Below are 23,230 nucleotides of genomic sequence, written 5' to 3' on the forward strand. Positions count from 1 at the left end.
CGATTGCAGCACCAGAGTAAGGGGCCGGGGAGGGGGCAGGAGGCTCAGCTGACCAAAGCGTGGGGCTTGCCGTGCGCCACGGGCCGGGTCGCGTCGAGGTGCGCCCAGGCGATCAGGCGGTGGCTGTGGCCCCACTCCGGCTCGCATGTCGTCAGCACTCCGGCTCGCATGTCGTCAGCGTCAGACAGCGGCCGGGGCGCCGGAAGCCGGACGCGCGCGGCACCGGATCGATCACCCCGACGTCGTACGGCAGCGTGCGATGGGGCCGGCGGTCGATGCGGTACGTGAACCAGGTGGCGCCGTCCGTCAGTACGACCGCGTCGCCGGGGCGCAGCTCGGGGAAGTCCTTGAAGGGGTCGCCGTAGGTGCGGCGGTGCCCGGCGACGGCGAAGTTGGCCATGGCGCCGAGGCGGGCGGTGCGGGTGCAGTGGCCGAGCCCCTTCTTCAGGGTGCCGGTGGCGGTGCCCTCCCCGGGCTTGGCCCAGTCGGCGCCGAAGCGCGGAATGTACATGATCGCGAAGGAAGCGCCCGTCCCGTGGCGGTGGGCGGCTGGGGCGAGGGCCGGGCGCCGGCGGCGACCGGACCGGCGGCCCATCGGTCCTGGAGTGGTCGATCTCGCCGTCTATGGCGCGGTCGGCGCGGATCGATGTCCGGTACAGGACGTAGACCACCAGAAGAATGATCAAGGTGCCGACGGTGACGCAGACCTCACTGAGCACTCTGATGACCAGCCGCGTCTTCGCCGGCCCCCCATGCGCTATCCGGTGGGCTGTGCCTGATGCAGATCCACTGTGCCGGAGTAGCCGGGAAGAGTCACCGTGTCGTGCTGGTCGACTTTCCAGCCGAGGCCGTACGCGTCGACATAGCTGCGGTAGTTCTGGATGGCGGGGGACGCGGCGAGCGCGGCGCGCAGCTTGCCGCGGTCGCCGACGGCGGTCACCTTGTACGGCGGGGAGTAGACCTGGCCCTGCAGGATCAGGGTGTTGCCGACGCAGCGCACCGCGCTGGTGGAGATCAGCCGCTGGTCCATCACCTTGATCCCCTTGGCGCCGCCCTGCCACAGCGCGTTGACCACGGCTTGAAGGTCCTGCTGGTGGATGACGAGGTCGTTGGGCTGGGGATCGGGAACGCCGGGGATCTTCGGGGTGGCGTTCGGCGGGGCATCGGTGAGGGTGACGCTGAGCCCGGGGCCCGTGAGCTCCCTGGTGCCGGCGGTCTTCTCCAGCTCGGCGAGGTTTCGGCGCTCGGCCTTGGTGCTGCCGTTGTCCCGCCGGGCGAGGGCGTCGACGTCGGAGCGCATCCGGGCGGCGCTGTCGTCCAGGGCGCCGTTCTTGCGGCTGCGCTCCTGTATGAGGTCGGAGAGCCGCAGCATCGATTCATCACTGCGGATGTCGGTGCCCTGGGCCGTGTTGAAACTGGTCCAGAAGATCACGCCGGCCAGCGCGAAGACCGCCGCGGTCAGCAGCCGGACGGGACGGAACCGGGGGCGGCGGGATGCCGGGGTGGGGGAGTCAGCGGAATTGCTCAACGTACCCTTGCTCCTTACGACGCCTCGGAAGGACTACGCTAACTGACGTGTGGGGGAGGGAAGTGGCCCCCGTCGCTGTCCCGCCCCGGCGCCGTCCGTTCATATCCCCGCGCGGTCACGCAGCGCATCGACAGGAGAGTTCCTCGTGCCGAAGTCACGGATCCGCAAGAAGGACGACTTCACGCCGCCGCCGGCGAAGCAGGCGGCCAGCATCAATCTGAGCAGCGGCCGCCGGTGGGTGGCGCCGCTGATGCTGGCGATGTTCCTGATCGGCCTCGCGTGGATCGTCCTCTTCTACGTGACCACTGGGGACATGCCGGTGAAGGCTCTGGGCAACTGGAACATCGTGGTCGGCTTCGGCTTCATCGCCGCGGGGTTCGTCGTCTCCACCCAGTGGAAGTAACCGCGCTCCCCCAGCCCCGTCCACGGCTTTGTCCACAGAGTTATCCACAGCCGGGGAAAACTCAGAAGATCTGTGGATAACCTCTGCCGCGTTGACGCCGGTGTGACCGGCGGAGCACCACTGTTCGATCGTTCACCCCCGCGCCTTCCTGGGAAAACGCAGGTCAGTGGGGGCTCGCACAGATGTTCTCCACAGGTGGCGCAAGATCCACCGGATGCTGTGGACAACTGACCGAGCCAGGCCCGTTCGAGGCCGTCCGGGCGGGCTCGCGTCGCCCGGACACACCGCTCAGCCGGTGAGCTGGACCGTACGGATCCACACCGCCGCGACGATCGCGAGCAGCATCAGCGCACAGGTCCCCTGCTGCACCAGCGCACGGCGCTCGCGCGGCGCGTGCACCATCCCGTACGCCACCACCGTGCCGACGACCAGCCCGCCGACATGCGCCTGCCAGGCGATGCCGTGCCAGGTGAAGGTGAAGAGCAGATTCAGCGCGAGCAGCGCGATGACCGGCCGCATGTCGTAGTTCAGCCGGCGCATCAGCACCGCGGTGGCGCCGAGCAGGCCGAAGATCGCGCCGGAGGCGCCGAGCGAGGGCTGGTTCTGTGCGGCGAGCAGATACGACAGCGCGCTGCCGCCCAGCCCCGACAGCAGATACAGCGTGAGGTAACGGGCGCGGCCGAGCGCGGCTTCCAGCGGTCCGCCGATCCACCACAGCGAGAGCATGTTGAAGGCGATGTGCATCAGCTGCTGGTGCAGGAACACCGAGGTCAGCAGCCGGTACCACTGGCCCTCGGCGACACCCACGATATCGGCCGTACCGGGGTTGTAGGCCCGGCCGACCAGGTCGAGATCGTCCACCAGCCGGTTGCCGGCGGCGAGCGCCGCGAGCCATATGACGAGATTGAGCGCGACCAGGATCTTGGTGACCAGCCGCGGATCGGAGGTGATCGTGCCGCCCGCTATGGTGCGCGGCTGGGCCGCGCGCCTCGGGGGGCCGGCGTCCGCGGCTCCGGACGCGGCGGACGCATGGCCGCGAACGCACTCCGGGCAGTGGAACCCGACGGAGGCGCTGATCATGCACTCCGGGCAGATCGGCCGCTCACAGCGGGCACAGCTGATGCCGGTCTCCCGCTGCGGGTGCCGGTAGCAGCAGACCGCCTGATCCTCCATGGTGTCCCTTCGCCCCCTGTCACAGGATCGCGCGCGTCCCCCGCCCCGCTTGTTCACACGGACACTTGTTCACACGGACAAGCGGGGCGCGGAGTTCCCGTGCGGGATCAGCCCTCGCGGGTCTCCACGACGACCGACTCGATGACGACGTCCTGGAGCGGGCGGTCGGTGCGCGGGTTGGTCGCGGCGCCCGCGATCGCGTCGACGACCTTCTTGCTGCCCTCGTCGACAACCTCGCCGAAGATGGTGTGCTTACCGGTCAGCCACGCGGTCGGGGAGACGGTGATGAAGAACTGCGAGCCGTTGGTGCCCGGCCCGGCGTTGGCCATAGCGAGCAGGTACGGCTTGTTGAACGCCAGGTCCGGGTGGAACTCGTCACCGAACTCATAGCCGGGGCCACCGGTGCCATTGCCGAGCGGGTCGCCGCCCTGGATCATGAAACCGCTGATCACCCGGTGGAAGACGGTGCCGTCATAGAGCTTCTCCTTGGCCTTCTTGCCGGTGGCCGGGTGGGTCCACTCCCGGCTGCCCTCGGCCAGCTCCACGAAGTTCTTGACCGTCTTGGGGGCGTGGTTCGGCAGCAACCGGACCACGATGTCGCCATTGTTCGTCTTCAGGGTGGCGTAAAGCTGCTCGGCCACGATCTACCTTCCATAGTTTTCGCTTCCGTCTCCTGATCCTCGCACGGACGCAAGGGCGACGAGTAGCCGCCGAAGCGGCGCGCGGCGCGCCGATCCGCACCGTTTCGGGGAGAATCACCGCTATGACCCGGATGCCCGGTCACGCATGCCCCGCGTCCTGCGAACGGGCATGATCTCCACAAACAGGCATGATCTTTATTGGGATGGAAACACGAAACTGCGCAGATAGAGCAACACGACTCTGAACCCCGGAGCACGATCACGCCACCGAGGAGGAGGATCCCGTGACCCGCATTGACAGCGTGCGAGCCGCGACCGGCACCGCCAAGGGCAGCGTCCTGCACGCCGCGGAGGCGGTGGCGCCCTACGCCGGCACGGCCAAGGACACCGCCGCGCGCTACGCGCACGAAGCCCGCGAACGGCTTGCGCCGAAGGTCTCGCACGCCGCACATCAGGCCCGGTGCAGCGCCGGTACGCAGTACCACGCGCATATCGCGCCACGGCTCAGCCAGGCCCGAGGCACCCTTCCGCCGAAGGTGGACAAGGCCGCCACCCGGGCCGCCAAGCGCACCCGCAAGGCCGCGCGCCGGGCCGCCGAGTACACCGGGCCCCGCGTCGAGCACGCGGTGGCCGGAGTGCGTGCCGCGGCGGGGCCGGCGCGCGAGGAGGCGGCGGTACGCACGGCGGCCGCCGTCGCGGCGCTGCGCACTCATGTGACGGCGGCCGAGATCGAGAAGCTCGCCAGGAAGCGCCGCCGCCGGTCCCGCGCCGCCCGCGTCGCCAAGCGGGCCACGTTCATCGGACTGATCGGCGCGGGCGTCTACACCGCCTGGAAGTGGTGGGACAAGCAGGCCAACCCCGACTGGCTGGTCGAGCCCCCCGCGGCGACCGAGGTGGGCGACCGCGAGCGGCTGACGGCGGTGGACGGCAGCGAGCAGAGCGCCCTCGACCCGGACGTGCGGGCCAAGCAGGACGAGGCCGAAGCGGGCAAGGACGACAACCAGCGCTGACCGGCGCGGCCCCCGCCGAGGGGCGGGAGACCGCGGTCTCCCGCCCCTCGGCGTTTCCCTGCCCGTCGGCCTTTCCCTACCCGTCCTGCTCTGCTCTGCTCGCCAAGGCTCAGTCCATGCCATCACGCCCGGCCTAGCGGCGCCGGCGGCGCTCCAGGAAGATCTTGGTGAAGACGGACACCTTGGCCCGCAGCGCCCAGGGGTCGACGGCTTGGCCATGTAGTCCACCGCGCCCGCCGCGTATCCGCGCGACGAGTGCTCCGGATCGGCGCCCATCGCGGTGAGGAAGATGATCGGGTTATCGCGGTTGCGCGGACGCCGCTTGATATGGGCAGCCGTCTCGTAGCCGTCCATCTCGGGCATCTGCACATCGATGAGGATCAGGGCGAAGTCGTCGTGGTCGAGCAGCGCCTTGAGCGCCTCCTGCCCGGAGGCCGCGGTCACCAGCTCCTGGTCGAGCGTGGCCAGCACGGCCCCCATGGCCAGCAGGTTGTAGTGCTGGTCGTCCACCACGAGGATCTTCGGCCGGAGCCCGGCACCGGACCTGGACACCGTGGGCCCCACCGGGGTGCCGGGCTCCTCCTCCGGCTGCGGGACCACGGCCGGACGCCGGGACTCCACCATGGCCAGCTGCCGCTCCAGCACCAGACAGCGGTCCTCCGCCAGCCGTCCGCGCAGCGGTACCTCCTCCAGCTCCTCGGCGAGCCGCCGCACCTCCTGCTGGAGCTTGTCCCGCTCCTTGATCAGCTCCTCGTTGTCCGGGAAGTCCCCCTCCAGCGCGTCCGCCCGGGCCCGCTCCGTCGCCCATGCCGCCTCGGCCTGGTTCAGCCGCACATCGAGATCGGCGATGCGATGCTTGCGGTCGAGCAGCACCTCGCCCAGCGCATCCTGGTACGCGAGGGAACACCGCGCCTCCCGGTCGGCCTCGGCCAGCTGGATCTGCAGGATCTCCATGACGTGCCCGGGGGACCGGCTGGTGCGCACCGCTGCCAGGTGCAGCTCCCGCACCAGCTCGATGGCGGCCGGAGTGGCGGCGGAGCCCCGTTGCGCCGCGAGATCGGTGAACAGATCGAACACGAACTCCCACGGCGGGCTGCGGGTACCGCTCAAAAAGCGCGAGATCGTGCTGGGATCCCGGTGCCGGCGCACGGCATATCGGCGCACCGAGACCTCCAGCCCGGCGAACAGCTTTCTCAGTTCCACGGCGAACGCCCGGCACTCCTCGGGCAGATTGTCGCCCAGCGGACTCAGTTCACCCATCGTGTCCCCCAGTACGGCGGCTCGCGCCGGTCAGACGACTCCCGGGCGGCTTGCCCGAGTACGTAGGGAAAGCCTGGAGCATCGCGCAAGTGTTGCGCGGGCCAATGCCGCGAGTGGCAACACCATGCGCCGGGCCCACAAAGAACCAGCCAGGACACCGGATCCGGTGTCCTGGCTGGTGACAGGGGTGGAGCCTAGGAGAGTCGAACTCCTGACATCCGCCATGCAAAGACGGCGCTCTACCAACTGAGCTAAGGCCCCGTCGCCGATCAGGATACCCGGTACCGACCGCCTTTCCCGACCGGGTATCGCTCGCGCGTACCGCTCTCCGTAGGATGCCACGCAAGATTCGCGGCAGCGAAGCGAAGGGGAGAGCGAGATGGACGCAACACAGCAGGATGCCACTGCGCGCGCACGGGAGCTGCAGCGCAGCTGGTACGGGGAACCGCTGGGGGCGCTCTTTCGCCGTCTGATCGACGATCTCGGCCTCAACCAGGCCCGTCTCGCCGCCGTACTCGGTCTGTCCGCACCGATGCTGTCGCAGCTCATGAGCGGTCAGCGTGCGAAGATCGGCAATCCTGCCGTCGTCCAGCGCGTGCAGGCGCTGCAGGAGCTGTCCAGCCAGGCGGCGGACGGCAGGGTCAGCGCCGGGGAGGCCGCCGAGCGCATGGAGGAGATCAAGAAGACCGCGGGCGGCTCGGTCCTCAACTCCACCCAGGCCACGGCGAGCACGGGCGCCCCGACCGTACGCCGCGTGGTGCGCGAGATCCAGTCGCTGCTGCGGTCCGTGGCCGCCGCGGGGGACATCATCGATGCCGCCGGCTCCCTCGCCTCCACCCATCCCGAGCTGGCAGAGTTTCTCCGTGTGTACGGCGCCGGGCGGACCGCCGAGGCGGTCGCCCACTACGAGGCGCACCAGAGCTGACGGGCTGATGGACTGCTGACGAGTCGATGACGGGGCGGGCACGGCGCGATGGGTGAGATCTTCGCGGGCCGGTACGAGCTGGTGGACCCGGTCGGGCGTGGGGGCGTGGGCGCCGTATGGCGCGCCTGGGACCACCGCCGCCGACGGTACGTCGCGGCGAAGGTGCTCCAGCAACGGGACGCCCACACACTGCTGCGCTTCGTACGGGAACAGGCCCTGCGGATCGACCATCCCCATGTGCTGGCGCCGGCGAGCTGGGCGGCGGACGACGACAAGGTGCTCTTCACCATGGACCTGGTGGGCGGCGGCTCGTTCGCCCACCTCATCGGCGACTACGGCCCGCTGTCGCCGCGCTATGTGTGCACCCTGCTGGACCAGTTACTCTCCGGGCTGGCGGCGGTGCACGCCGAAGGCGTGGTGCACCGGGACATCAAGCCCGCGAACATCCTGCTGGAGTCCACGGGGGCCGGGCGGCCGCATGTGCGACTGTCCGACTTCGGCATCGCGCTGACGAAGGGCGAGCCCCGGCTCACCGAGGCCAACTATGTGATGGGCACCCCCGGTTACTTCGCACCCGAGCAGATGATGGGCGAGGAGCCGGACTTCCCGGCCGACCTCTTCGCGGTCGGTCTGGTGACGCTCTATCTGCTCGGCGGGCACAAGCCGGACGCGGAGGCGCTCGTCAAGCGGTTCAGCGAGCAGGGCGTGCCGAACGCGCCCGCGGGGGTGCCCGAGCCGCTGTGGCAGGTGATCGCGAGTCTGCTGCAGCCGGATCCCGAGGACCGGTTCCGCACGGCCACGGGGGCGCGGAAGGCACTCGCCACCGCGGTCGAGATGCTGCCCGAGGCCGATCTGGACGACGAGGCGATCGAGGTCTTCGACCACCTCGGGCCGCTGCCCGCGGGGTTCGGGCCCGGCGGCCCGACCCGGCCGGGCCGCCGTCATGCGAAGGCGGACAAGCCCGAGGGAAGCGGTGTGGCACCGCCGGCCCGGTCCTCTCAGCCCGCAGCCGAACCGGCCGCCCCGGCCCCGCGGCCCTCCATGTCGGACACCGGCAGCTTCACCCTCCCGCCGCCGCAGCCCCGCACCCAGCAGCCTCCGGCAACCCAGCCTCCGGCACCGCGCAATGAGACGCCGCGCCCCGAGACCTCGCAGCCGCGGACGCCACCCCCGCGCACGCCATTGCCACAGCCGACGACGGCCCCGCCGACACCAACGCCGCATCCGCCCGCGCCGCATCCGCCAACCCCTTATCCATCGGCCGGGCATCCATCGGCCGGGCATCCACCGGCCGGGCATCCACCGGCCCCACAGCCGATGACACCACACCCCCAGCTTTCGCAGTCGCCGATATCCCAGCCGTCGGCCCCGCCCACCCCGTCGACCGCGGTCCCCCTCCCGCCGGTCCCACAGCCGCCCATGGAGCGCCCGCACCACGCACAGCGTCCACAGCACCCCGTACAGCACGCGCACGCACGCCCGCATACGCCCACCCCCGCTCCCGCTCCGGCCGCCGCGCCCGCACCGGCGCCGCGTGAATACCCTCCTACTCGTCCATACACCGCTCGGCGGCCCCGGGTTCCCCACGCCGCCCGGCGGCGCCCAGGCGGACCGTCCCGGAAGGCGACGCTCTCGATCCTGATCCTCGCGGCCCTGTGCTTCGCGGTCGGTGCGTGCGCCCTGATCGTCGCGGGCTGACCCGCGGCACAAGCTGACCGGGGGCACAAGCTGACCCGCGGCGCACACTGATCCGCAGCGCAGACGGTGATCCGCAGGAGCGGTCGAACTACCAGGCGGGCGGCGGTCCGTAGCGCTGCTGACCCGTCGTCGGATCCTCCACGGGCGCTCCCGAGACCGAGGCCGGGGCGCGCCGCCGGGCGGAGAGCGTCCACACACCGAGCCCGAGCAGCAGGGCAGTCCCCGTGCCGAGGCCCGCGTAGCCCACCGCCCGGAGGCCGTCCCTGCTCTCGTCGGCGGCGGCTTGCGGACCGGCGCCCGGCACGGGCATCGCCTGTCGCTTGGCCGCCCTCCTGTCGGCGTCCGAGAGGCCGAAACCGGCCTTGACCGCGTTGCCGTCGTACGTCGGCCCGCTGCGCGTGTCGCCCGCGACCCGTACCCGCAGGATGACCGGCACCGTGCCCTTCACATGCGGTGCGACGTCCGAGGGGTTGAGCGTGACCGCCAGGTAGTACCCACCGGTGAAGCTCATGGCGCGGATCGAGTAGTCGGCCTTCGCGAACCGGTTTCCGTACGCCGCGGGCGCGGTGCTCACCTCGGTCCGGGGCGGCTCGCCCTCCTGTGCGGAGACGGTGCCCCGTTTCGCGAGCCCGCGCGCCGGGTTGTAGGCACGCATTCCGACCGCCTGGTCGAGGAGGCCGGTGCTCTTGTCCGTACCGTCGGCGGGAAGTTCGGCGACGGCGGAGATCTGCTGCCCCCACTCGACCGGCACCCGGTAGAAGTGGGTCTCCCCCGGCCGGAACTGGTCCTCCCACGCCCCCGTGGCCACCAGCGGCGCGTCGGCGAATCCGCGGCCGCCCTGCTGGTGGTGGGTGCTTCCGCTGGGCGGCCGGGGCGGCGTCGTGTGCCAACTTCCCTCCGGCGTCCGCCCGGTGGCCCCGCCCTTCACCGGCGGCTCCACCATCAGCCGCAGCTCCAGCGGCCAGCGGTCCGGGTCCTGGGAGTCGGCCTGCCGCTCCACCGTGACGAGATAGCGCCCGGCCTTCCGGCAGGACGCCACCGAGCCCGAGCCGATCTGGCGGGAGGCGTAATCGGCCAGGGGGTAGGCGACATCGTTCGTCTCGACCTTCGGGGACGCGGTGTCGCAGATGCCCCCGTCGGGGTTCTCCAGCGTCACTTTGACGCCGTCGCGGTACGAGGCCACGCCCGCGCCGGGCCGGGGGGCCGCGACCGCCGAGACGTAGGCGGCGGACTCCCCGTCGAGTTGCGCGCTGTAGTACCGCTTCTCGCCAGGCGCGACACTGTCGACGTAGGTACGGCCGGTCGTGAGGGGCGGGGCGTCCGTATCGTCCCCGGCGCCCTCTATCCGGGTGCCCTGGGGCTCGTACGCCCGGGCCCCGGCGGTGCTGTCGGCGGCCGCCACCGGGATCGGCCCCGGCGCCGCGGCCGCCGCGCACAGCGCCGCCACCGCGGCGAGGCCGGTCCTGACCTTGCTGCGGTCCTTCATCGCGCCCCCCTCGTCCTGCCAGCCGCCCACCCGCCATATTTGCATATGCAAGTAAATTATTTGCGAGGGTGAATAGCAGCGGCCTCCGCCGTCACATCCCCGCCAACGCCACGGCGCCAGTAAAGCCGACGGGGCCCCGACCGCTCCAGCGGTCGGGGCCCCGTACCGGGACTCTGTGGGGGCTCACACACCCGAACCTGCGGGTACGGAGTCGGTCGCCTCCGTCCACAGATCCTGCTCGGCGCGATCCGCCTGGATCTGGCGGTACACGAGGAGCCCGCCGATGGCGGCCAGTGCGACCAGGAGAAGCTTCTTCACCGCGCTACCTCGTCTCTTTCCTTGACGTAGGGGACCTCTGGCGCCCGATGATACACACCGACCGATACCGTTCGGTGACCTATGCTCGGCATTGGCCGAGCAACAACCGGCCATCAACTTCCGGGCGCCCATACGCGATCAGCCCGGACGGAAGAGATCTCCGTCCAGGCTGAACCGCGCTGGTGGGGCTAACAGGACTTGAACCTGTGGCCTCTTCCTTATCAGGGAAGCGCTCTAACCGTCTGAGCTATAGCCCCGCGCTGCACCGAAAGATTAGCGCACCACCAGCCCTGTCCCAAAATCGGTAACGGCGGGCCGCTACTCGTCCTCGGCGAGCGTGAGCTCCACGCCGCCCACGAAGCCCGCCGACAGGTTGTAGATGAACGCGCCCAGCGTCGCCAATGCCGTCGCCAACACCACATTGATCACGGCGATGATCGAGGTGAACGCCATGACTCGGGGCAGTGACAGGAAGGACTCCAGGTCGAACCCGCTGCCCTTCTTCGACTCCGTCGCCTCGCTGAGCGTCCCGCCCACCGCGCTGAAGACACCCATGGCGTCCATGACCATCCACAGCACCGCCGCCGCGATCACCGTGCAGATCCCGAGCGCTATCGCGAGCAGGAAGCTGACCTTCATGACCGACCACGGATCGGCCTTGGCGACCCGCAGCCGCGCCTTGCGTGTGCGCGGCATCGGACGAGCTCCCGCGCCCGTACGCGGACGGCGCACGGCCGCCGCGGCCTGCTGCTGGCCGCTCTGACCCGGCTGACCCGGCTGACCCGGCACCGCGGAGCCGCCCCGTCCGGCCCCGCCGCCGGGAGGGGCCCCGCCGCCGGGCGGCGGAGCGTAGGCCTGCGGCGGGTGGTACGGCTGCGCGGGCTGCGGCGGGGTGGGCCGCTCACCGGGCAGCGGGCTCGCGTGCTGAGGCTGCGGCTGCGGCTGCGGCTGCGGCTGCGGCTGCGGCTGCGGCTGCCGGGTGTCCGTCACTGTTCCCCCTGGGAGTCGTCGGCTGGGCCACGGGTGCCTTCCGAAGCGGACGTACCGCCCGCCGGGGACGGGGGTCCCGATCCCGGACGCCCTCCGGCATCCGCACCGCCGCCCGCGGCACCCGTGGCTCCAGTCACGACTTACTCCTCGGTCTCGTCAGCCGGGGGCGGTGTGCCCCCAGCCGCCTCGGACGCGGCCTCCTCGGCTGCTTCGATCGCGGTCTCGATGACCTCCTCGACCTCTTCAGCCTCGCGACCGGCCTCGGCGTTCCGGGCGATGCCCACGACGGCATCGCGCTTGCCCAGGTTGATCAGTTGGACGCCCATGGTGTCACGGCCCGTCTCCCTGACCTCGCTGACCCGTGTACGGATCACACCGCCGCTGAGCGAGATGGCGAGGATCTCGTCGGACTCCTCGACCACCAGCGCACCGACCAGAGAACCACGGTCCTCCACGATCTTGGCGGCCTTGATTCCGAGACCGCCGCGACCCTGGACGCGGTACTCATCGACATTCGTCCGCTTCGCGTACCCACCGTCGGTGGCGGTGAACACGAACGTACCCGGCCGGACGACATTCATCGAGAGGAGTTCATCGCCCTCGCGGAAACTCATGCCCTTCACACCGGAGGTCGCGCGCCCCATCGGCCGCAGCGACTCGTCCGTCGCCGTGAACCGGATCGACTGCGCCTTCTTGCTGATCAGCAGCAGATCGTCCTCGGCGGACACCAACTCGGCACCGATCAGCTCGTCCTCGCTGCCGTCCTCCATCTCGCGGAGGTTGATGGCGATCACACCGCCCGAGCGGGGCGAGTCGTAGTCCTTCAGCGGAGTCTTCTTCACCAGGCCCGACTTCGTGGCCAGCACCAGATACGGCACCGCCTCGTAGTCCCGGACGGCGAGAATCCGCGCGATCTTCTCATCCGGCTGGAACGCCAGCAGATTCGCGACGTGCTGGCCGCGTGCGTCGCGGCCCGCGTCCGGAAGCTCGTACGCCTTCGCCCGGTAGACCCGGCCCTTGTTGGTGAAGAACAGCAGCCAGTGGTGCGTGGTCGAGACGAAGAAGTGGTCGACGATGTCGTCCTGCTTCAGCTTCGTGCCGCGCACGCCCTTGCCGCCGCGCTTCTGCGAGCGGTAGTCCTCGGTCTTGGTCCGCTTCACATAGCCGCCACGCGTGATGGTGACGACGATGTCCTCCTCGGCGATCAGGTCCTCGATGGACATGTCGCCGTCGAAGGGAACCAGCTTGGAGCGCCGGTCGTCGCCGAACTTCTCGACGATCGCCGTCAGCTCCTCGCTGATGATCTGCCGCTGCCGCTCGGGCGAGGCCAGGATCGCGTTGTACCCGCTGATCTTCGCCTGCAGCTCGTCGTGCTCCTGGACGATCTTCTGACGCTCCAGGGCGGCCAGCCGCCGCAGCTGCATCTCCAGGATCGCGTTCGCCTGGATCTCGTCGATCTCCAGCAGGCCCATCAGGCCGCCGCGCGCGGTGTCCACCGTGTCGCTGCGCCGGATCAGCGCGATGACCTCGTCGATCGCGTCGAGCGCCTTGAGCAGACCGCGCAGGATGTGCGCCCGCTCCTCGGCCTTGCGCAGCCGGAAGCGGGTCCGGCGGACGATGACCTCGATCTGGTGCGTGACCCAGTTGCGGATGAACGCGTCGAGCGAGAGGGTACGCGGCACCCCGTCGACCAGCGCCAGCATGTTGGCGCCGAAGTTCGTCTGCAGATCGGTGTGCTTGTAGAGGTTGTTGAGGACGACCTTGGCGACCGCGTCCCGCTTGAGCACGATGACCAGGCGCTGGCCGGTACGCGAGGAGGTTTCGTCGCGGACGTCCGCGATGCCGCCGATCTTGCCGTCCTTCACCAGGTCGGCGATCTTCTGCGCGAGATTGTCCGGGTTGACCTGGTACGGCAGCTCGGTTACTACCAGGCACTGACGGCCCTGGATCTCCTCGACCTCGACGACCGCTCGCATCGTGATCGAGCCACGGCCGGTGCGGTACGCCTCCTCGATGCCCTTACGGCCGACGACCAGCGCGCCGGTCGGGAAGTCCGGTCCCTTGATCCGGTCGACGAGGGCGTCGAGCAGCTCCTCCTGGGTCGCCTCCGGGTTCGCCAGGAACCACTGGGCACCCTCGGCCACCTCGCGCAGGTTGTGCGGCGGGATGTTGGTGGCCATGCCGACCGCGATGCCCGCCGAACCGTTGATCAGCAGGTTCGGGAAGCGGGCCGGCAGGACCGTCGGCTCCTGGTTGCGGCCGTCGTAGTTGTCCTGGAAGTCGACGGTCTCCTCGTCGATGTCCCGGAGCATCTCCATGGCCAGCGGGGCCATCTTGCACTCGGTGTACCGCATGGCCGCCGCCGGGTCGTTGCCCGGCGAGCCGAAGTTGCCGTTGGAGTCGACCAGCGGCATCCGCATGGACCACGGCTGGGCCAGCCGCACCAGGGCGTCGTAGATCGACGTGTCGCCGTGCGGGTGGTACGTGCCCATGACGTCGCCGACGACGCGGGCGCACTTGTAGAAGCCCTTCTCGGGGCGGTATCCGCCGTCGTACATCGCGTACAGCACACGCCGGTGCACCGGCTTGAGGCCGTCCCGGACGTCGGGCAGCGCGCGGCTCACGATCACGCTCATCGCGTAGTCGAGATACGAGCGCTGCATCTCCGTCTCGAGGCCTACCGGCTCGACGCGGAGGGCGGCACCCTCAGCGAGGTCTTCGGGCGTCTCTTCAGGCATGTTCGGGGTGTTCTCGTCGGCCATTCCTGGTCAAGTCCTTCTGTCGTCTGCGGCTGGGGGCCGACTCAGATGTCGAGGAAGCGGACATCCTTGGCGTTGCGCTGGATGAACGAGCGCCGTGCCTCGACGTCCTCGCCCATCAGGACCGAGAACAGGTCGTCGGCCTGCGCCGCGTCGTCCAGGGTGACCTGGCCCAGGACGCGGTGATCGGGGTCCATCGTGGTCACGCGCAGCTCTTCGGCGTTCATCTCGCCCAGACCCTTGAAGCGCTGGACCGAGTCGTCCTTGATGCGCTTGCCCTGCTCACGGCCGGCCTGGATCAGCACGTCCCGCTCCCGGTCCGAGTACGCGTATTCGAAGTCGTCCCGGCCCCACTTGATCTTGTAGAGCGGCGGACGGGACAGGAAGACATGCCCCGCCTCGACCAGCGGGCGCATGAAGCGGAAGAGGAAGGTCAGCAGCAGGGTGTTGATGTGCTGGCCGTCGACATCGGCGTCCGCCATCAGGATGATCTTGTGATAGCGGAGCTTGGTGATGTCGAAGTCCTCGTGCACCCCGGTGCCGAAGGCGGAGATCAGCGCCTGGACCTCGTTGTTCTGGAGGATCTTGTCGACGCGGGCCTTCTCGACGTTCAGGATCTTGCCGCGGATCGGGAGGATCGCCTGAAACTGCGGGTTACGGCCGGACTTGGCCGAGCCGCCGGCGGAGTCACCCTCGACGATGAAGATCTCGCACTTCGACGGGTCGCTGGACTGGCAGTCGCTCAGCTTGCCCGGCAGCGACGCGCTCTCCAGCAGGCCCTTGCGGCGGGTCAGGTCGCGCGCCTTGCGGGCCGCCACCCGGGCCGTCGCCGCCTGGATCCCCTTGCGGACGATGTCCGCCGCCTCGTTGGGGTTGCGGTCCAGCCAGTCGGCGAGGTGCTCATTGACGATCTTCTGGACGAAGGTCTTCGCCTCGGTGTTGCCCAGCTTGGTCTTCGTCTGGCCCTCGAACTGCGGCTCGCCCAGCTTGACCGAAATGATCGCGGTCAGACCCTCGCGGATGTCCTCACCGGTGAGGTTGTCGTCCCGCTCGCGGAGCAGCTTCTTGTCGCGCGCGTACTTGTTGATCAGGTACGTCAGCGCGGACCGGAAGCCCTCCTCGTGGGTGCCGCCCTCATGGGTGTGGATGGTGTTCGCGAAGCTGTAGACACCCTCGGTGTACTGGGTGTTCCACTGCATCGCGACCTCGAGGGAGAGCAACCGCTCCTTGTCCTCGGCCTCGAAGCCGATCACCGTGGGGTGGACCAGCTCGCCCTTGCGGGAGTTGAGGTATGTGACGAAGTCGACAATGCCGCCGTCGTAGCGGTACGTCACGGAGAGCGGCTTGCCCTCCTCGTCCACATGGGCCTCGCGCTCGTCGGTCAGCGAGATGGTCAGCCCCTTGTTGAGGAACGCCATCTCCTGGAACCGCCGCGACAGCGTCTCGAAGGAGTACTCGGTGGTCTCGAAGATGTCCGGGTCGGCCCAGAAGGTGACCGTGGTGCCGGTCTCGTCCGTGGGCTCGTTCCGGGCCAGGGGCGCGGTCGGAACGCCGAGCTTGTAGTCCTGGGTCCAGCGGTAGCCGTCCGCCTTGACCTCCACCGCCAGCTTCGACGACAGCGCGTTGACGACTGAGACGCCGACGCCGTGCAGACCGCCGGAGACGGCGTAGCCGCCGCCGCCGAACTTGCCGCCCGCGTGCAGGACGGTCAGCACGACCTCCACGGCCGGCTTTCCCTCCGACGGGACGATGCCCACGGGGATGCCACGGCCGTTGTCGACGACGCGGACGCCGCCGTCGGCCAGGATCGTCACCTCGATGGTGTCCGCGTGACCGGCCAGCGCCTCGTCGACGGAGTTGTCGACCACCTCTTGGACGAGGTGGTGCAGGCCGCGCTCCCCGGTGGATCCGATGTACATACCGGGTCGCTTGCGGACCGCGTCCAGACCCTCCAGGACGGTGATCGCACTGGCGTCGTACGACGGCGGAGCCAAGGCCTCGCCGTCGTCATGAGACGTGATGTTTTCGATGAGGTTGCCGGAATCGGCCACGAAGCGCCCTTTCTGGCACAGCACAAGCCGACTCCGGGGCAGACGGGAGCGGCTGCGTCGTTCAACATGTGTCCGCAAGCGCTCGGCGCGCCAGCGGCGACGGTGTACGGCCCCAGTCTACCGGTAGCGCCGACAAGAATGGGGGCTTGCCGGTGCCTGAGTCCGCATGTGCCGCCCTGAACCGGTCGCCACCGACTCCCCATATGCGGGGACGGGCTCCAAGAGGCTCACACCGCCACTCAGCGCTTTGGGCTGTCAACCACCGGCTACCGTGACCGGGGTCTCAGCCGTCACCCTGTGCTCAGGCTTGCGCACGGGCCCCGGGGTCACCCGGTCAGCCGTAGGTGTCACCCGGGCCGGTGGAGCCGGGGGAGCGCAGCGGACCGTAGCGGCGGGCGGGGCCGCCGGGGCCCAAGACCTTGATCAATTTCACGGTGCCCTGGCCGAGATCCGCGTTCAGCCGGGCGACGAGCTGCGGAGCGAGCAGCCGCAGCTGGGTCGCCCACGCCGTGGAGTCGCAGCGCACCGTCAGCACCCGGGCGTCCTCGTCGTAACGCTGCGGCTCGCAATGGAGCGCCACCTCGGGGCCGACCATCTGGGGCCAGCGGCCCATCACCCCGCCGACCGCCGCCGGGGTCTCCCAGCCGCGCTCGGTGATCAGTCGGTTGATCGCCGCACCGAGCGGAAGCGGATCGCGCCCGTCGGCGCGCGCGCCGGAGCGCAAGCCCCCTCTGCGTGCCTGCTTCTTCTGCTGGGCCGCGGCACCGCGGGCACGCGCCTGCTCCTTGGCGGCGCGCAGCGCGACGCGCGCCAGATCGACACCGGAGGGCTCGGGCGATGGGGAGGACCCCGCGGGCTGGTCGGTCATACGCGCCGCACCTCGCCCTCGGCCACCGCGTAGCGCGTCCCCGTCAGCACCTGCGGGACGTCGTCCTCCACCGCCGCCGTCACCAGCACCTGCTCACCGGGGGCGACGAGCTCGGCCAGCCGCTCCCGGCGCCGCTCGTCCAGCTCCGCGAAGACGTCGTCGAGCACCAGCACCGGCTCACCGGCCTCGGCGCGCAGCAGATCGTACGAGGCCAGGCGCAGGGCGAGGGCGTACGACCATGACTCGCCATGGCTCGCGTAGCCCTTGGCCGGGAGCCGGCCGAGCTTGAGCACCAGATCGTCGCGGTGCGGGCCGACCAGGGTGACGCCGCGCTCGATCTCCTGTTTCCGGGCCTCGGTGAGGGCGGCGATCAGCTGCTCGTACAGCTCCTCGCGGCTGCCCCCCGCGGCCAGGCCCTCGCCGGCCGAGCTCCGGTACTCCAGCAGCACGGGGCCGCCGCCCGGGGCGAGCTGCTCGTACGCCTTGTCGGCGAGCGGCTGGAGTACGGAGACCAGGTCGAGGCGCTGGGCGAGCAGCTCGGCACCGGCCCGTGCCAGGTGCTGGTCCCAGACGTCGAGGGTGGACAGGGTCGTGTCGCCGCCTGCGCCGCGCGAGCCGTGGCGCCTGGCCATCGCCGCGGTCTTGAGCAGGGTGTTGCGCTGCTTGAGCACCCGGTCGTAGTCGGAGCGGACCCCGGCCATCCGCGGCGCGCGGGCGGTGATCAGCTCGTCGAGGAAGCGACGGCGCTCGCCCGGATCGCCCTTGACGAGGGCCAGGTCCTCGGGCGCGAACAGGACCGTACGCACAATGCCCAGCACATCGCGCGGTCTGACCTGCGAGGAGCGGTTGACGCGGGCGCGGTTGGCCTTCCCCGGGTTGAGCTCCAGCTCGACCAGCTGCTGCCGGTCGCCCTGGGCGACCGCGGCCCGGATGACGGCCCGGTCGGCTCCCATGCGCACCAGCGGGGCATCGGAGGAGACCCGGTGGCTGCCGAGGGTGGCCAGATAGCCGACGGCCTCGACGAGATTGGTCTTGCCCTGACCATTGGGGCCGACGAAGGCCGTGACGCCCGGGCCGAGCTCGACCTCGGCCCGGGCGTACGAGCGGAAGTCGGCGAGCGACAGATGCGTGACGTGCATGGTGGGCTGCGCCGACCTCCCCCGGCTGTACTGCTACTCCCCCTTGTCGGGGTGGTGCTTACTTGGTGTTCTCGACCGCGTGGCCGCCGAACTGGTTGCGCAGTGCGGCGATCATCTTCATCTGCGGGGAGTCGTCCTGGCGGGAGGCGAAGCGGGCGAAGACGGACGCGGTGATCGCGGGCAGCGGCACCGCCTTGTCGATCGCGGCCTCCACGGTCCACCGGCCCTCGCCGGAGTCCTCGGCGTAGCCGCGCAGCTTCTCCAGGTGCTCGTCGTCATCGAGGGCGCGGACGGACAGGTCCAGCAGCCAGGAGCGGATGACGGTCCCCTCCTGCCAGGAGCGGAAGATCTCGCGGACGTCGGTGACCGATTCCACGGCCTCCAGCAGCTCCCAGCCCTCGGCATAGGCCTGCATCATCGCGTACTCGATGCCGTTGTGGACCATCTTGGCGAAGTGGCCCGCGCCGACCTTGCCGGCGTGCACAGCGCCGAAGTCGCCTTCGGGCTTGAGGGCGTCGAAGATCGGCTGGACCTTGGCCACATGCTCGGCGGCGCCGCCGTACATCAGCGCGTAGCCGTTCTCCAGGCCCCAGACACCGCCGGAGACACCGCAGTCGACGAAGCCGATACCCCGGGCGTTGAGCTGCTCGGCGTGCTTCTCGTCGTCGGTCCAGCGGGAGTTGCCGCCGTCGACGACGATGTCGCCGGGCGACAGCAGCTCGGCCAGCTCGTCGATGGTGATCTGGGTGGGGACCCCGGCCGGGACCATGACCCACACCACGCGAGGGGCCTTCAGCTTGCCCACAAGCTCATCGAGGCTGTGGACATCGGCGACGTCCGGGTTGCGGTCGTATCCGATGACGGTGTGGCCTGCGCGGCGAACGCGCTCGCGCATGTTGCCGCCCATCTTGCCGAGGCCGACGAGACCGAGCTCCATCAGTGATCCTTTATGCCGTAGTCCATTGCTTTCAGCAGATGAGTCCGAGCCTACGCCCGCGGGTTACCGCACAGATGTGGGCTACACCCGCTCATTCGCTCGGTGCTCATCCGCTCAGTCGGACCGGCATGATCAGGTACTTGTACGCCTCGTCCGCCTCGGCGTCCATGGCCGGCTTGCCACTGAGCAGCGCGGGCTTGGTCGAGGTGGTGAAGGACAGCTGGGCGACCGGAGAGTCGATCGCGCTGAGGCCGTCCAGCAGGAAGGTGGGGTTGAAGGCGATCGAGATGTCGTCGCCGTCGAGCTGGGCGTCGACGCGCTCCACAGCCTGTGCGTCGTCGCTCGAGCCGGCCTCCAGGATCAGCACGCCCTGCTCAAAGCTGAGCCGCACCGGGGTGTTGCGCTCGGCGACCAGGGCCACCCGCTTGACAGCCTCGACGAACGGGGCGGTCTCGATCACCGCGACGGAGTTGAACTCGGTCGGGAAGAGCGTGCGGTACTTCGGCAGATCGCCCTCGAGCAGCCGGGTGGTGGTGCGGCGCCCGGCGCCCTCGAAGCCGATCAGCCCCTCGCCCGCACCCGAGCCGGACAGCGCGATGGTGACGGTGTCGCCACTGGTCAGCGACTTGGCGGTGTCGAGCAGCGTCTTGGCGGGCACCAGCGCGACGGCGGAGGCGTCGGGGGCCTCGGGCTTCCACAGGAACTCACGGACCGCGAAGCGGTAGCGGTCCGTCGAGGCCAGCGTGACGGTGTCGCCCTCGATCTCGATCCGGACGCCGGTGAGCACCGGCAGGGTGTCGTCACGGCCGGCGGCGATGGCGACCTGGGCGGCCGCGGCGGCGAAGACCTCACCGGGGACGGTCCCGGTCGCGGTCGGCATCTGCGGCAGCGTCGGGTACTCCTCCACAGGCAGGGTGTGGAGTGTGAATCGCGAGGAGCCGCAGACCACGGTGACCCGCACCCCGTCGCTGGAGATCTCCACCGGGCGGTTGGGGAGGGCGCGGCAGATGTCGGCCAGCAGGCGGCCGGAGACGAGGACCGTGCCGTCGTCCTCCACGTCGGCTTCCACCGAGACGCGGGCCGAGACCTCGTAGTCGAAGCCGGAGAGGCTGAGGGCGCCCTCCTCCGCCTTCAGCAGGATGCCCGCGAGAACGGGCACCGGCGGACGGGCCGGAAGGCTGCGGGCCGTCCAGGCCACTGCCTCCGCGAGTACATCGCGCTCCACCCGGATCTTCACCGGAACCGCCTCCTGCTGTTGCTGGCTCGCCCTGCTGGCCTTCATCGTCGGCTGAGTCGCCGGAGACCAGTCTGACGTACGCCGCCGACAGTCGGTGCGGCTCGGGGTCAAGTCGGTGCGCGGGGTGTCGGGCGGCTCGGCCCGAGGTTGTGCACAGGCCCCACTTCGAAGCGGTTTCCTCGCTATACCTCTGTGGTCGTAGTAGTAGGGCCTGTGGAAACCGTGGATAACTTGCTTTTCCCAGGTCAGCGGCGATTTTTTGTCCACCGGCCCTGTGGGCGGCGGCAGTGGACAACCGGGGTGATCTGTGGACGCCGAAGAGTTCTGCACATGCGATGCACAGACATCGCTCGGTTCTCCCCAGCGCCGTCCCCAGATTTACCCGCCTTTCCCACAGCCCAACCCGCCCCCTTGGTGTGACGCCTTTCACTCGCCCCGGTGACCGTGGCAGTTTCGTTGCCGAACAGTGGACAGCGGTGTGGAGAAGCTGTGGGCAACGGGCCTTCGGCTGTGGGTTGCCGGTGGACAACGCGATCCGGGCCCTGTGGGCACCGTGCTTGTCCACAGTCTGTGGACTCGGGATTGCCACAAATCCACAACCTGCTGACCTCGGACGATCCTCTCTATGGGCCACACGCTGTGGATGGGTTCGGGATAACTCGCACGTCCCCAGGGTGTGGATGGTGGATCGGCTGTGGATCTGTGGAGAACCGGGTCGGCCGGGCCTGGAATCGAACGGCCGCGGGGGCGGAACGACGAAGGGCGCTCCGGGAGTGGTCCGTCCCGGAGCGCCCTTCGGCGGATGACGAGGCCTCTGCGGGCGCCCTGTGAGCCCCTGTGTCAGCCGTTCTTGATGCGGTTCGTCAGCTCGGTCACCTGGTTGTAGATGGAGCGCCGCTCGGCCATCAGCGCCCTGATCTTGCGGTCGGCGTGCATCACCGTCGTATGGTCGCGGCCGCCGAACTGTGCGCCGATCTTGGGCAGCGACAGATCGGTCAGCTCACGGCACAGATACATGGCGATCTGCCGCGCGGTGACCAGCACCCGACTGCGGGAGGCGCCGCACAGATCGTCGACCGTATGCCCGAAGTAGTCGGCGGTCGCAGCCATGATCGCGGTGGCGGTGATCTCCGGGGCCGCGTCCTCGCCACCGGGGATCAGATCCTTCAGGACGATCTCGGTGAGGCCCAGGTCCACCGGCTGCCGGTTCAGGCTCGCGAAGGCCGTGACCCGGATCAGCGCGCCCTCCAGCTCACGGATGTTGCGCGAGATCCGTGAGGCGATGAACTCCAGCACCTCCGGTGGCGCGTTCAGCTGCTCCTGCACCGCCTTCTTGCGGAGGATCGCGATGCGCGTCTCCAGTTCCGGCGGCTGCACATCGGTGATCAGGCCCCACTCGAAGCGGTTGCGGAGCCGGTCCTCCAGGGTGACCAGCTGCTTGGGCGGCCGGTCGGAGGAGAGCACGATCTGCTTGTTGGCGTTGTGGAGCGTATTGAAGGTGTGGAAGAACTCCTCCTGCGTCGACTCCTTGCTCGCCAGGAACTGGATGTCGTCGACCAGCAGGATGTCCATGTCGCGATAGCGCCTGCGGAACGCGTCCGCCTTGCCGTCTCGGATGGAGTTGATGAACTCGTTGGTGAACTCCTCGGAGCTCACATAGCGCACCCGGGTCCCGGGGTAGAGGCTGCGTGCGTAGTGCCCGATGGCGTGCAGCAGATGCGTCTTGCCGAGTCCCGACTCCCCGTAGATGAACAGCGGGTTGTACGCCTTGGCCGGCGCCTCGGCGACCGCGACCGCCGCGGCGTGCGCGAAGCGGTTGGAGGCGCCGATGACGAAGGTGTCGAAGAGGTACTTGGGGTTCAGCCGCGCGGTCGGCTCACCGGGGCCGGACGCGGGCGCGGGCTGCGCGGCGAGCGGGCCGGGAGCACCGGTCTGCGAGGGCAGGACGGGCGGGCCGCCGCGGGCGCGCTCGAGGGGGTCGGGAAGATCATGGCGCTGCTGCTCGTACGGCGGACGCTCGGAGCCCGCCCCCGGGCCGCCCGGCCCGCCCGGACGGGGGCGCTCCGCGGCCGGACCGCGGTAGTCGCCACGCGGCTGCTGGTCGTACGGCTGCTGGTCGTAGCCGGCCGAGGAGCGCTGCCGGGGATGCTGTGAGGCGTACGGATCGCCCTCGGGGAAGCCGCCGAGCCTGGGCTGCTGCCAGCCGTAGTCGTCACGATGCCGCGGCCAGGCGCCCGGCTCGGGGCGCGGCTGCTGATAGCCGGGGTACGCGGGGCGGGCCGACGGAAGCTCATCGGGGGCCGGACGGCCGTAGCCCTCCCGGCCGTCGTACCCCTCATAGCTTTCCCGCTGCTCGGGCCGCTCATAGCTTTCCCGCTGCTCGGGCCGTGGCTGCTGCGGGACGACCGGTTCGCCGGCCGAGTCGTCGACGGTGATCGCGATGCGGATCGGACGGCCGCACTCCCGGCTCAGCGTCTCGCTGACGACCGGGGCCAGCCTGCCTTCCAGTACGCCCTTGGCGAATTCATTGGGAACGGCGAGCAGCGCGGTGTCGGCGACGAGTGCGAGAGGCTGGCACCGCTTGATCCAGTGCTCGTCCTTGGCTTCGACGCCCTCTCCGGCCTGTCCCGTGCCCTCTCCCAGAAGCCGCTCGAGGACACGTGGCCACACTGCGGCAAGATCGGCGGGTACGTCAGCCACAGGGCACGCTCTCTCACTCGCTGGGTGGGGGACGCCGACAGGTCCCACGACTGCGTGGTTCTCGGGACAGGCGTAAAAGAATCGGAGCCTAGCCACGGTAGTCAGGC

17 protein-coding genes, 2 tRNA genes and 2 pseudogenes are annotated in these 23,230 nt (G+C 69.8%); 4 read left to right on the forward strand and 17 right to left on the reverse strand.

Going from position 1 to position 23,230, the window contains the following annotated elements:
• Positions 1–44: 44 nt before the first annotated feature.
• Together ABZS71_RS16065 and ABZS71_RS16070 are read right to left on the reverse strand one after the other, a co-directional pair.
• Positions 45–761: pseudogene (locus ABZS71_RS16065) on the reverse strand (class E sortase).
• Positions 758–1,528, reverse strand: a complete 771-nt coding sequence (locus ABZS71_RS16070; RefSeq protein WP_356210553.1) for a DUF881 domain-containing protein — start codon at positions 1,526–1,528, stop codon at positions 758–760. Before ABZS71_RS16070 ends, ABZS71_RS16065 begins: the two are co-directional and overlap by 4 nt.
• Positions 1,529–1,673: 145 nt before the next feature.
• Between ABZS71_RS16070 and crgA the strand changes: the two genes are divergently transcribed.
• A complete protein-coding gene (gene crgA, locus ABZS71_RS16075) occupies positions 1,674–1,931 on the forward strand; it encodes a cell division protein CrgA (protein WP_355854990.1) in 258 nt (85 codons plus the stop codon).
• Between the two features lie 288 nt (positions 1,932–2,219).
• On the opposite strand, the gene ABZS71_RS16080 is transcribed toward crgA, so the two are convergent.
• Together ABZS71_RS16080 and ABZS71_RS16085 are read right to left on the reverse strand one after the other, a co-directional pair.
• The gene (locus ABZS71_RS16080; protein ID WP_355854993.1) at positions 2,220–3,104 is read right to left on the reverse strand and encodes a rhomboid family intramembrane serine protease; all 885 of its coding nucleotides are present in this window, start codon (positions 3,102–3,104) and stop codon (positions 2,220–2,222) included.
• Positions 3,105–3,211: 107 nt separating this feature from the next.
• A complete protein-coding gene (locus tag ABZS71_RS16085; protein ID WP_355854995.1) occupies positions 3,212–3,745 on the reverse strand; it encodes a peptidylprolyl isomerase in 534 nt (177 codons plus the stop codon).
• Between the two features lie 284 nt (positions 3,746–4,029).
• On the opposite strand from ABZS71_RS16085, the gene ABZS71_RS16090 reads away from it, so the two are divergent.
• Positions 4,030–4,755 (forward strand): DUF5324 family protein, encoded by a 726-nt coding sequence (locus ABZS71_RS16090; protein ID WP_355854998.1) that lies wholly within the window; start codon positions 4,030–4,032, stop codon positions 4,753–4,755.
• A 133-nt stretch (positions 4,756–4,888) separates the two neighbouring features.
• Here ABZS71_RS16090 and ABZS71_RS16095 read toward each other — a convergent pair.
• Both ABZS71_RS16095 and ABZS71_RS16100 read right to left on the reverse strand, forming a co-directional pair.
• Positions 4,889–6,015, reverse strand: a pseudogene (locus tag ABZS71_RS16095) (response regulator).
• Between the two features lie 188 nt (positions 6,016–6,203).
• Positions 6,204–6,276 (reverse strand) — tRNA-Ala (locus tag ABZS71_RS16100).
• A 118-nt stretch (positions 6,277–6,394) separates the two neighbouring features.
• Here ABZS71_RS16100 and ABZS71_RS16105 point away from each other — a divergent pair.
• Together ABZS71_RS16105 and ABZS71_RS16110 are read left to right on the forward strand one after the other, a co-directional pair.
• Entirely contained in the window at positions 6,395–6,940 is a 546-nt protein-coding gene (locus ABZS71_RS16105; protein WP_355855004.1) for a DNA-binding protein, read from the forward strand.
• A gap of 48 nt (positions 6,941–6,988) precedes the next feature.
• Entirely contained in the window at positions 6,989–8,638 is a 1,650-nt protein-coding gene (locus ABZS71_RS16110) for a serine/threonine-protein kinase (protein ID WP_356210557.1), read from the forward strand.
• An 88-nt stretch (positions 8,639–8,726) separates the two neighbouring features.
• On the opposite strand, the gene ABZS71_RS16115 is transcribed toward ABZS71_RS16110, so the two are convergent.
• The 11 genes from ABZS71_RS16115 to dnaA form a co-directional block, all read right to left on the reverse strand.
• Positions 8,727–10,124 carry a hypothetical protein gene (locus tag ABZS71_RS16115; RefSeq protein ID WP_356210559.1) on the reverse strand — a complete coding sequence of 466 codons (1,398 nt, stop codon included), beginning with the start codon at positions 10,122–10,124 and terminating at the stop codon, positions 8,727–8,729.
• A 183-nt stretch (positions 10,125–10,307) separates the two neighbouring features.
• Positions 10,308–10,442: a DLW-39 family protein gene (locus tag ABZS71_RS16120; RefSeq protein ID WP_003958712.1), complete on the reverse strand. Its 135-nt coding sequence runs from the start codon at positions 10,440–10,442 to the stop codon at positions 10,308–10,310.
• A 180-nt stretch (positions 10,443–10,622) separates the two neighbouring features.
• A tRNA-Ile gene (locus ABZS71_RS16125) sits at positions 10,623–10,699 on the reverse strand.
• A 61-nt stretch (positions 10,700–10,760) separates the two neighbouring features.
• Positions 10,761–11,354 (reverse strand): DUF3566 domain-containing protein, encoded by a 594-nt coding sequence (locus tag ABZS71_RS16130; protein ID WP_356210682.1) that lies wholly within the window; start codon positions 11,352–11,354, stop codon positions 10,761–10,763.
• A gap of 218 nt (positions 11,355–11,572) precedes the next feature.
• A complete protein-coding gene (gene gyrA / locus ABZS71_RS16135) occupies positions 11,573–14,194 on the reverse strand; it encodes a DNA gyrase subunit A (RefSeq protein WP_356210561.1) in 2,622 nt (873 codons plus the stop codon).
• Positions 14,195–14,235: 41 nt separating this feature from the next.
• Entirely contained in the window at positions 14,236–16,266 is a 2,031-nt protein-coding gene (gyrB, locus tag ABZS71_RS16140) for a DNA topoisomerase (ATP-hydrolyzing) subunit B (RefSeq protein WP_356210564.1), read from the reverse strand.
• Positions 16,267–16,576: 310 nt separating this feature from the next.
• Positions 16,577–17,110: a DciA family protein gene (locus tag ABZS71_RS16145; protein ID WP_355855022.1), complete on the reverse strand. Its 534-nt coding sequence runs from the start codon at positions 17,108–17,110 to the stop codon at positions 16,577–16,579.
• The gene (recF, locus tag ABZS71_RS16150) at positions 17,107–18,249 is read right to left on the reverse strand and encodes a DNA replication/repair protein RecF (RefSeq protein ID WP_355855025.1); all 1,143 of its coding nucleotides are present in this window, start codon (positions 18,247–18,249) and stop codon (positions 17,107–17,109) included. Before recF ends, ABZS71_RS16145 begins: the two co-directional genes overlap by 4 nt.
• 58 nt (positions 18,250–18,307) lie before the next feature.
• Positions 18,308–19,186 carry a phosphogluconate dehydrogenase (NAD(+)-dependent, decarboxylating) gene (gnd, locus tag ABZS71_RS16155; RefSeq protein ID WP_355855028.1) on the reverse strand — a complete coding sequence of 293 codons (879 nt, stop codon included), beginning with the start codon at positions 19,184–19,186 and terminating at the stop codon, positions 18,308–18,310.
• Positions 19,187–19,292: 106 nt separating this feature from the next.
• Entirely contained in the window at positions 19,293–20,423 is a 1,131-nt protein-coding gene (gene dnaN / locus ABZS71_RS16160; protein WP_356210685.1) for a DNA polymerase III subunit beta, read from the reverse strand.
• A gap of 840 nt (positions 20,424–21,263) precedes the next feature.
• On the reverse strand, positions 21,264–23,123 hold the full coding sequence (dnaA, locus tag ABZS71_RS16165) for a chromosomal replication initiator protein DnaA (protein WP_356210566.1): 1,860 nt from the start codon (positions 23,121–23,123) through the stop codon (positions 21,264–21,266).
• Positions 23,124–23,230 lie beyond the last annotated feature (107 nt).

The organism is Streptomyces sp. NPDC005393 (assembly GCF_040606675.1).
Classification (GTDB): domain Bacteria; phylum Actinomycetota; class Actinomycetes; order Streptomycetales; family Streptomycetaceae; genus Streptomyces.

Excerpts from the sequence above, each read along its gene's own strand:
- ABZS71_RS16110 (WP_356210557.1), top strand. The coding sequence starts at position 6,989 with ATGGGTGAGATCTTCGCGGGCCGGTACGAGCTGGTGGACCCGGTCGGG.
- recF (WP_355855025.1), bottom strand. The coding sequence starts at position 18,249 with ATGCACGTCACGCATCTGTCGCTCGCCGACTTCCGCTCGTACGCCCGG.
- gyrA (WP_356210561.1), bottom strand. The coding sequence starts at position 14,194 with ATGGCCGACGAGAACACCCCGAACATGCCTGAAGAGACGCCCGAAGAC.
- ABZS71_RS16145 (WP_355855022.1), bottom strand. The coding sequence starts at position 17,110 with ATGACCGACCAGCCCGCGGGGTCCTCCCCATCGCCCGAGCCCTCCGGT.
- ABZS71_RS16115 (WP_356210559.1), bottom strand. The coding sequence starts at position 10,124 with ATGAAGGACCGCAGCAAGGTCAGGACCGGCCTCGCCGCGGTGGCGGCG.
- ABZS71_RS16080 (WP_355854993.1), bottom strand. The coding sequence starts at position 3,104 with ATGGAGGATCAGGCGGTCTGCTGCTACCGGCACCCGCAGCGGGAGACC.
- gnd (WP_355855028.1), bottom strand. The coding sequence starts at position 19,186 with ATGGAGCTCGGTCTCGTCGGCCTCGGCAAGATGGGCGGCAACATGCGC.
- ABZS71_RS16105 (WP_355855004.1), top strand. The coding sequence starts at position 6,395 with ATGGACGCAACACAGCAGGATGCCACTGCGCGCGCACGGGAGCTGCAG.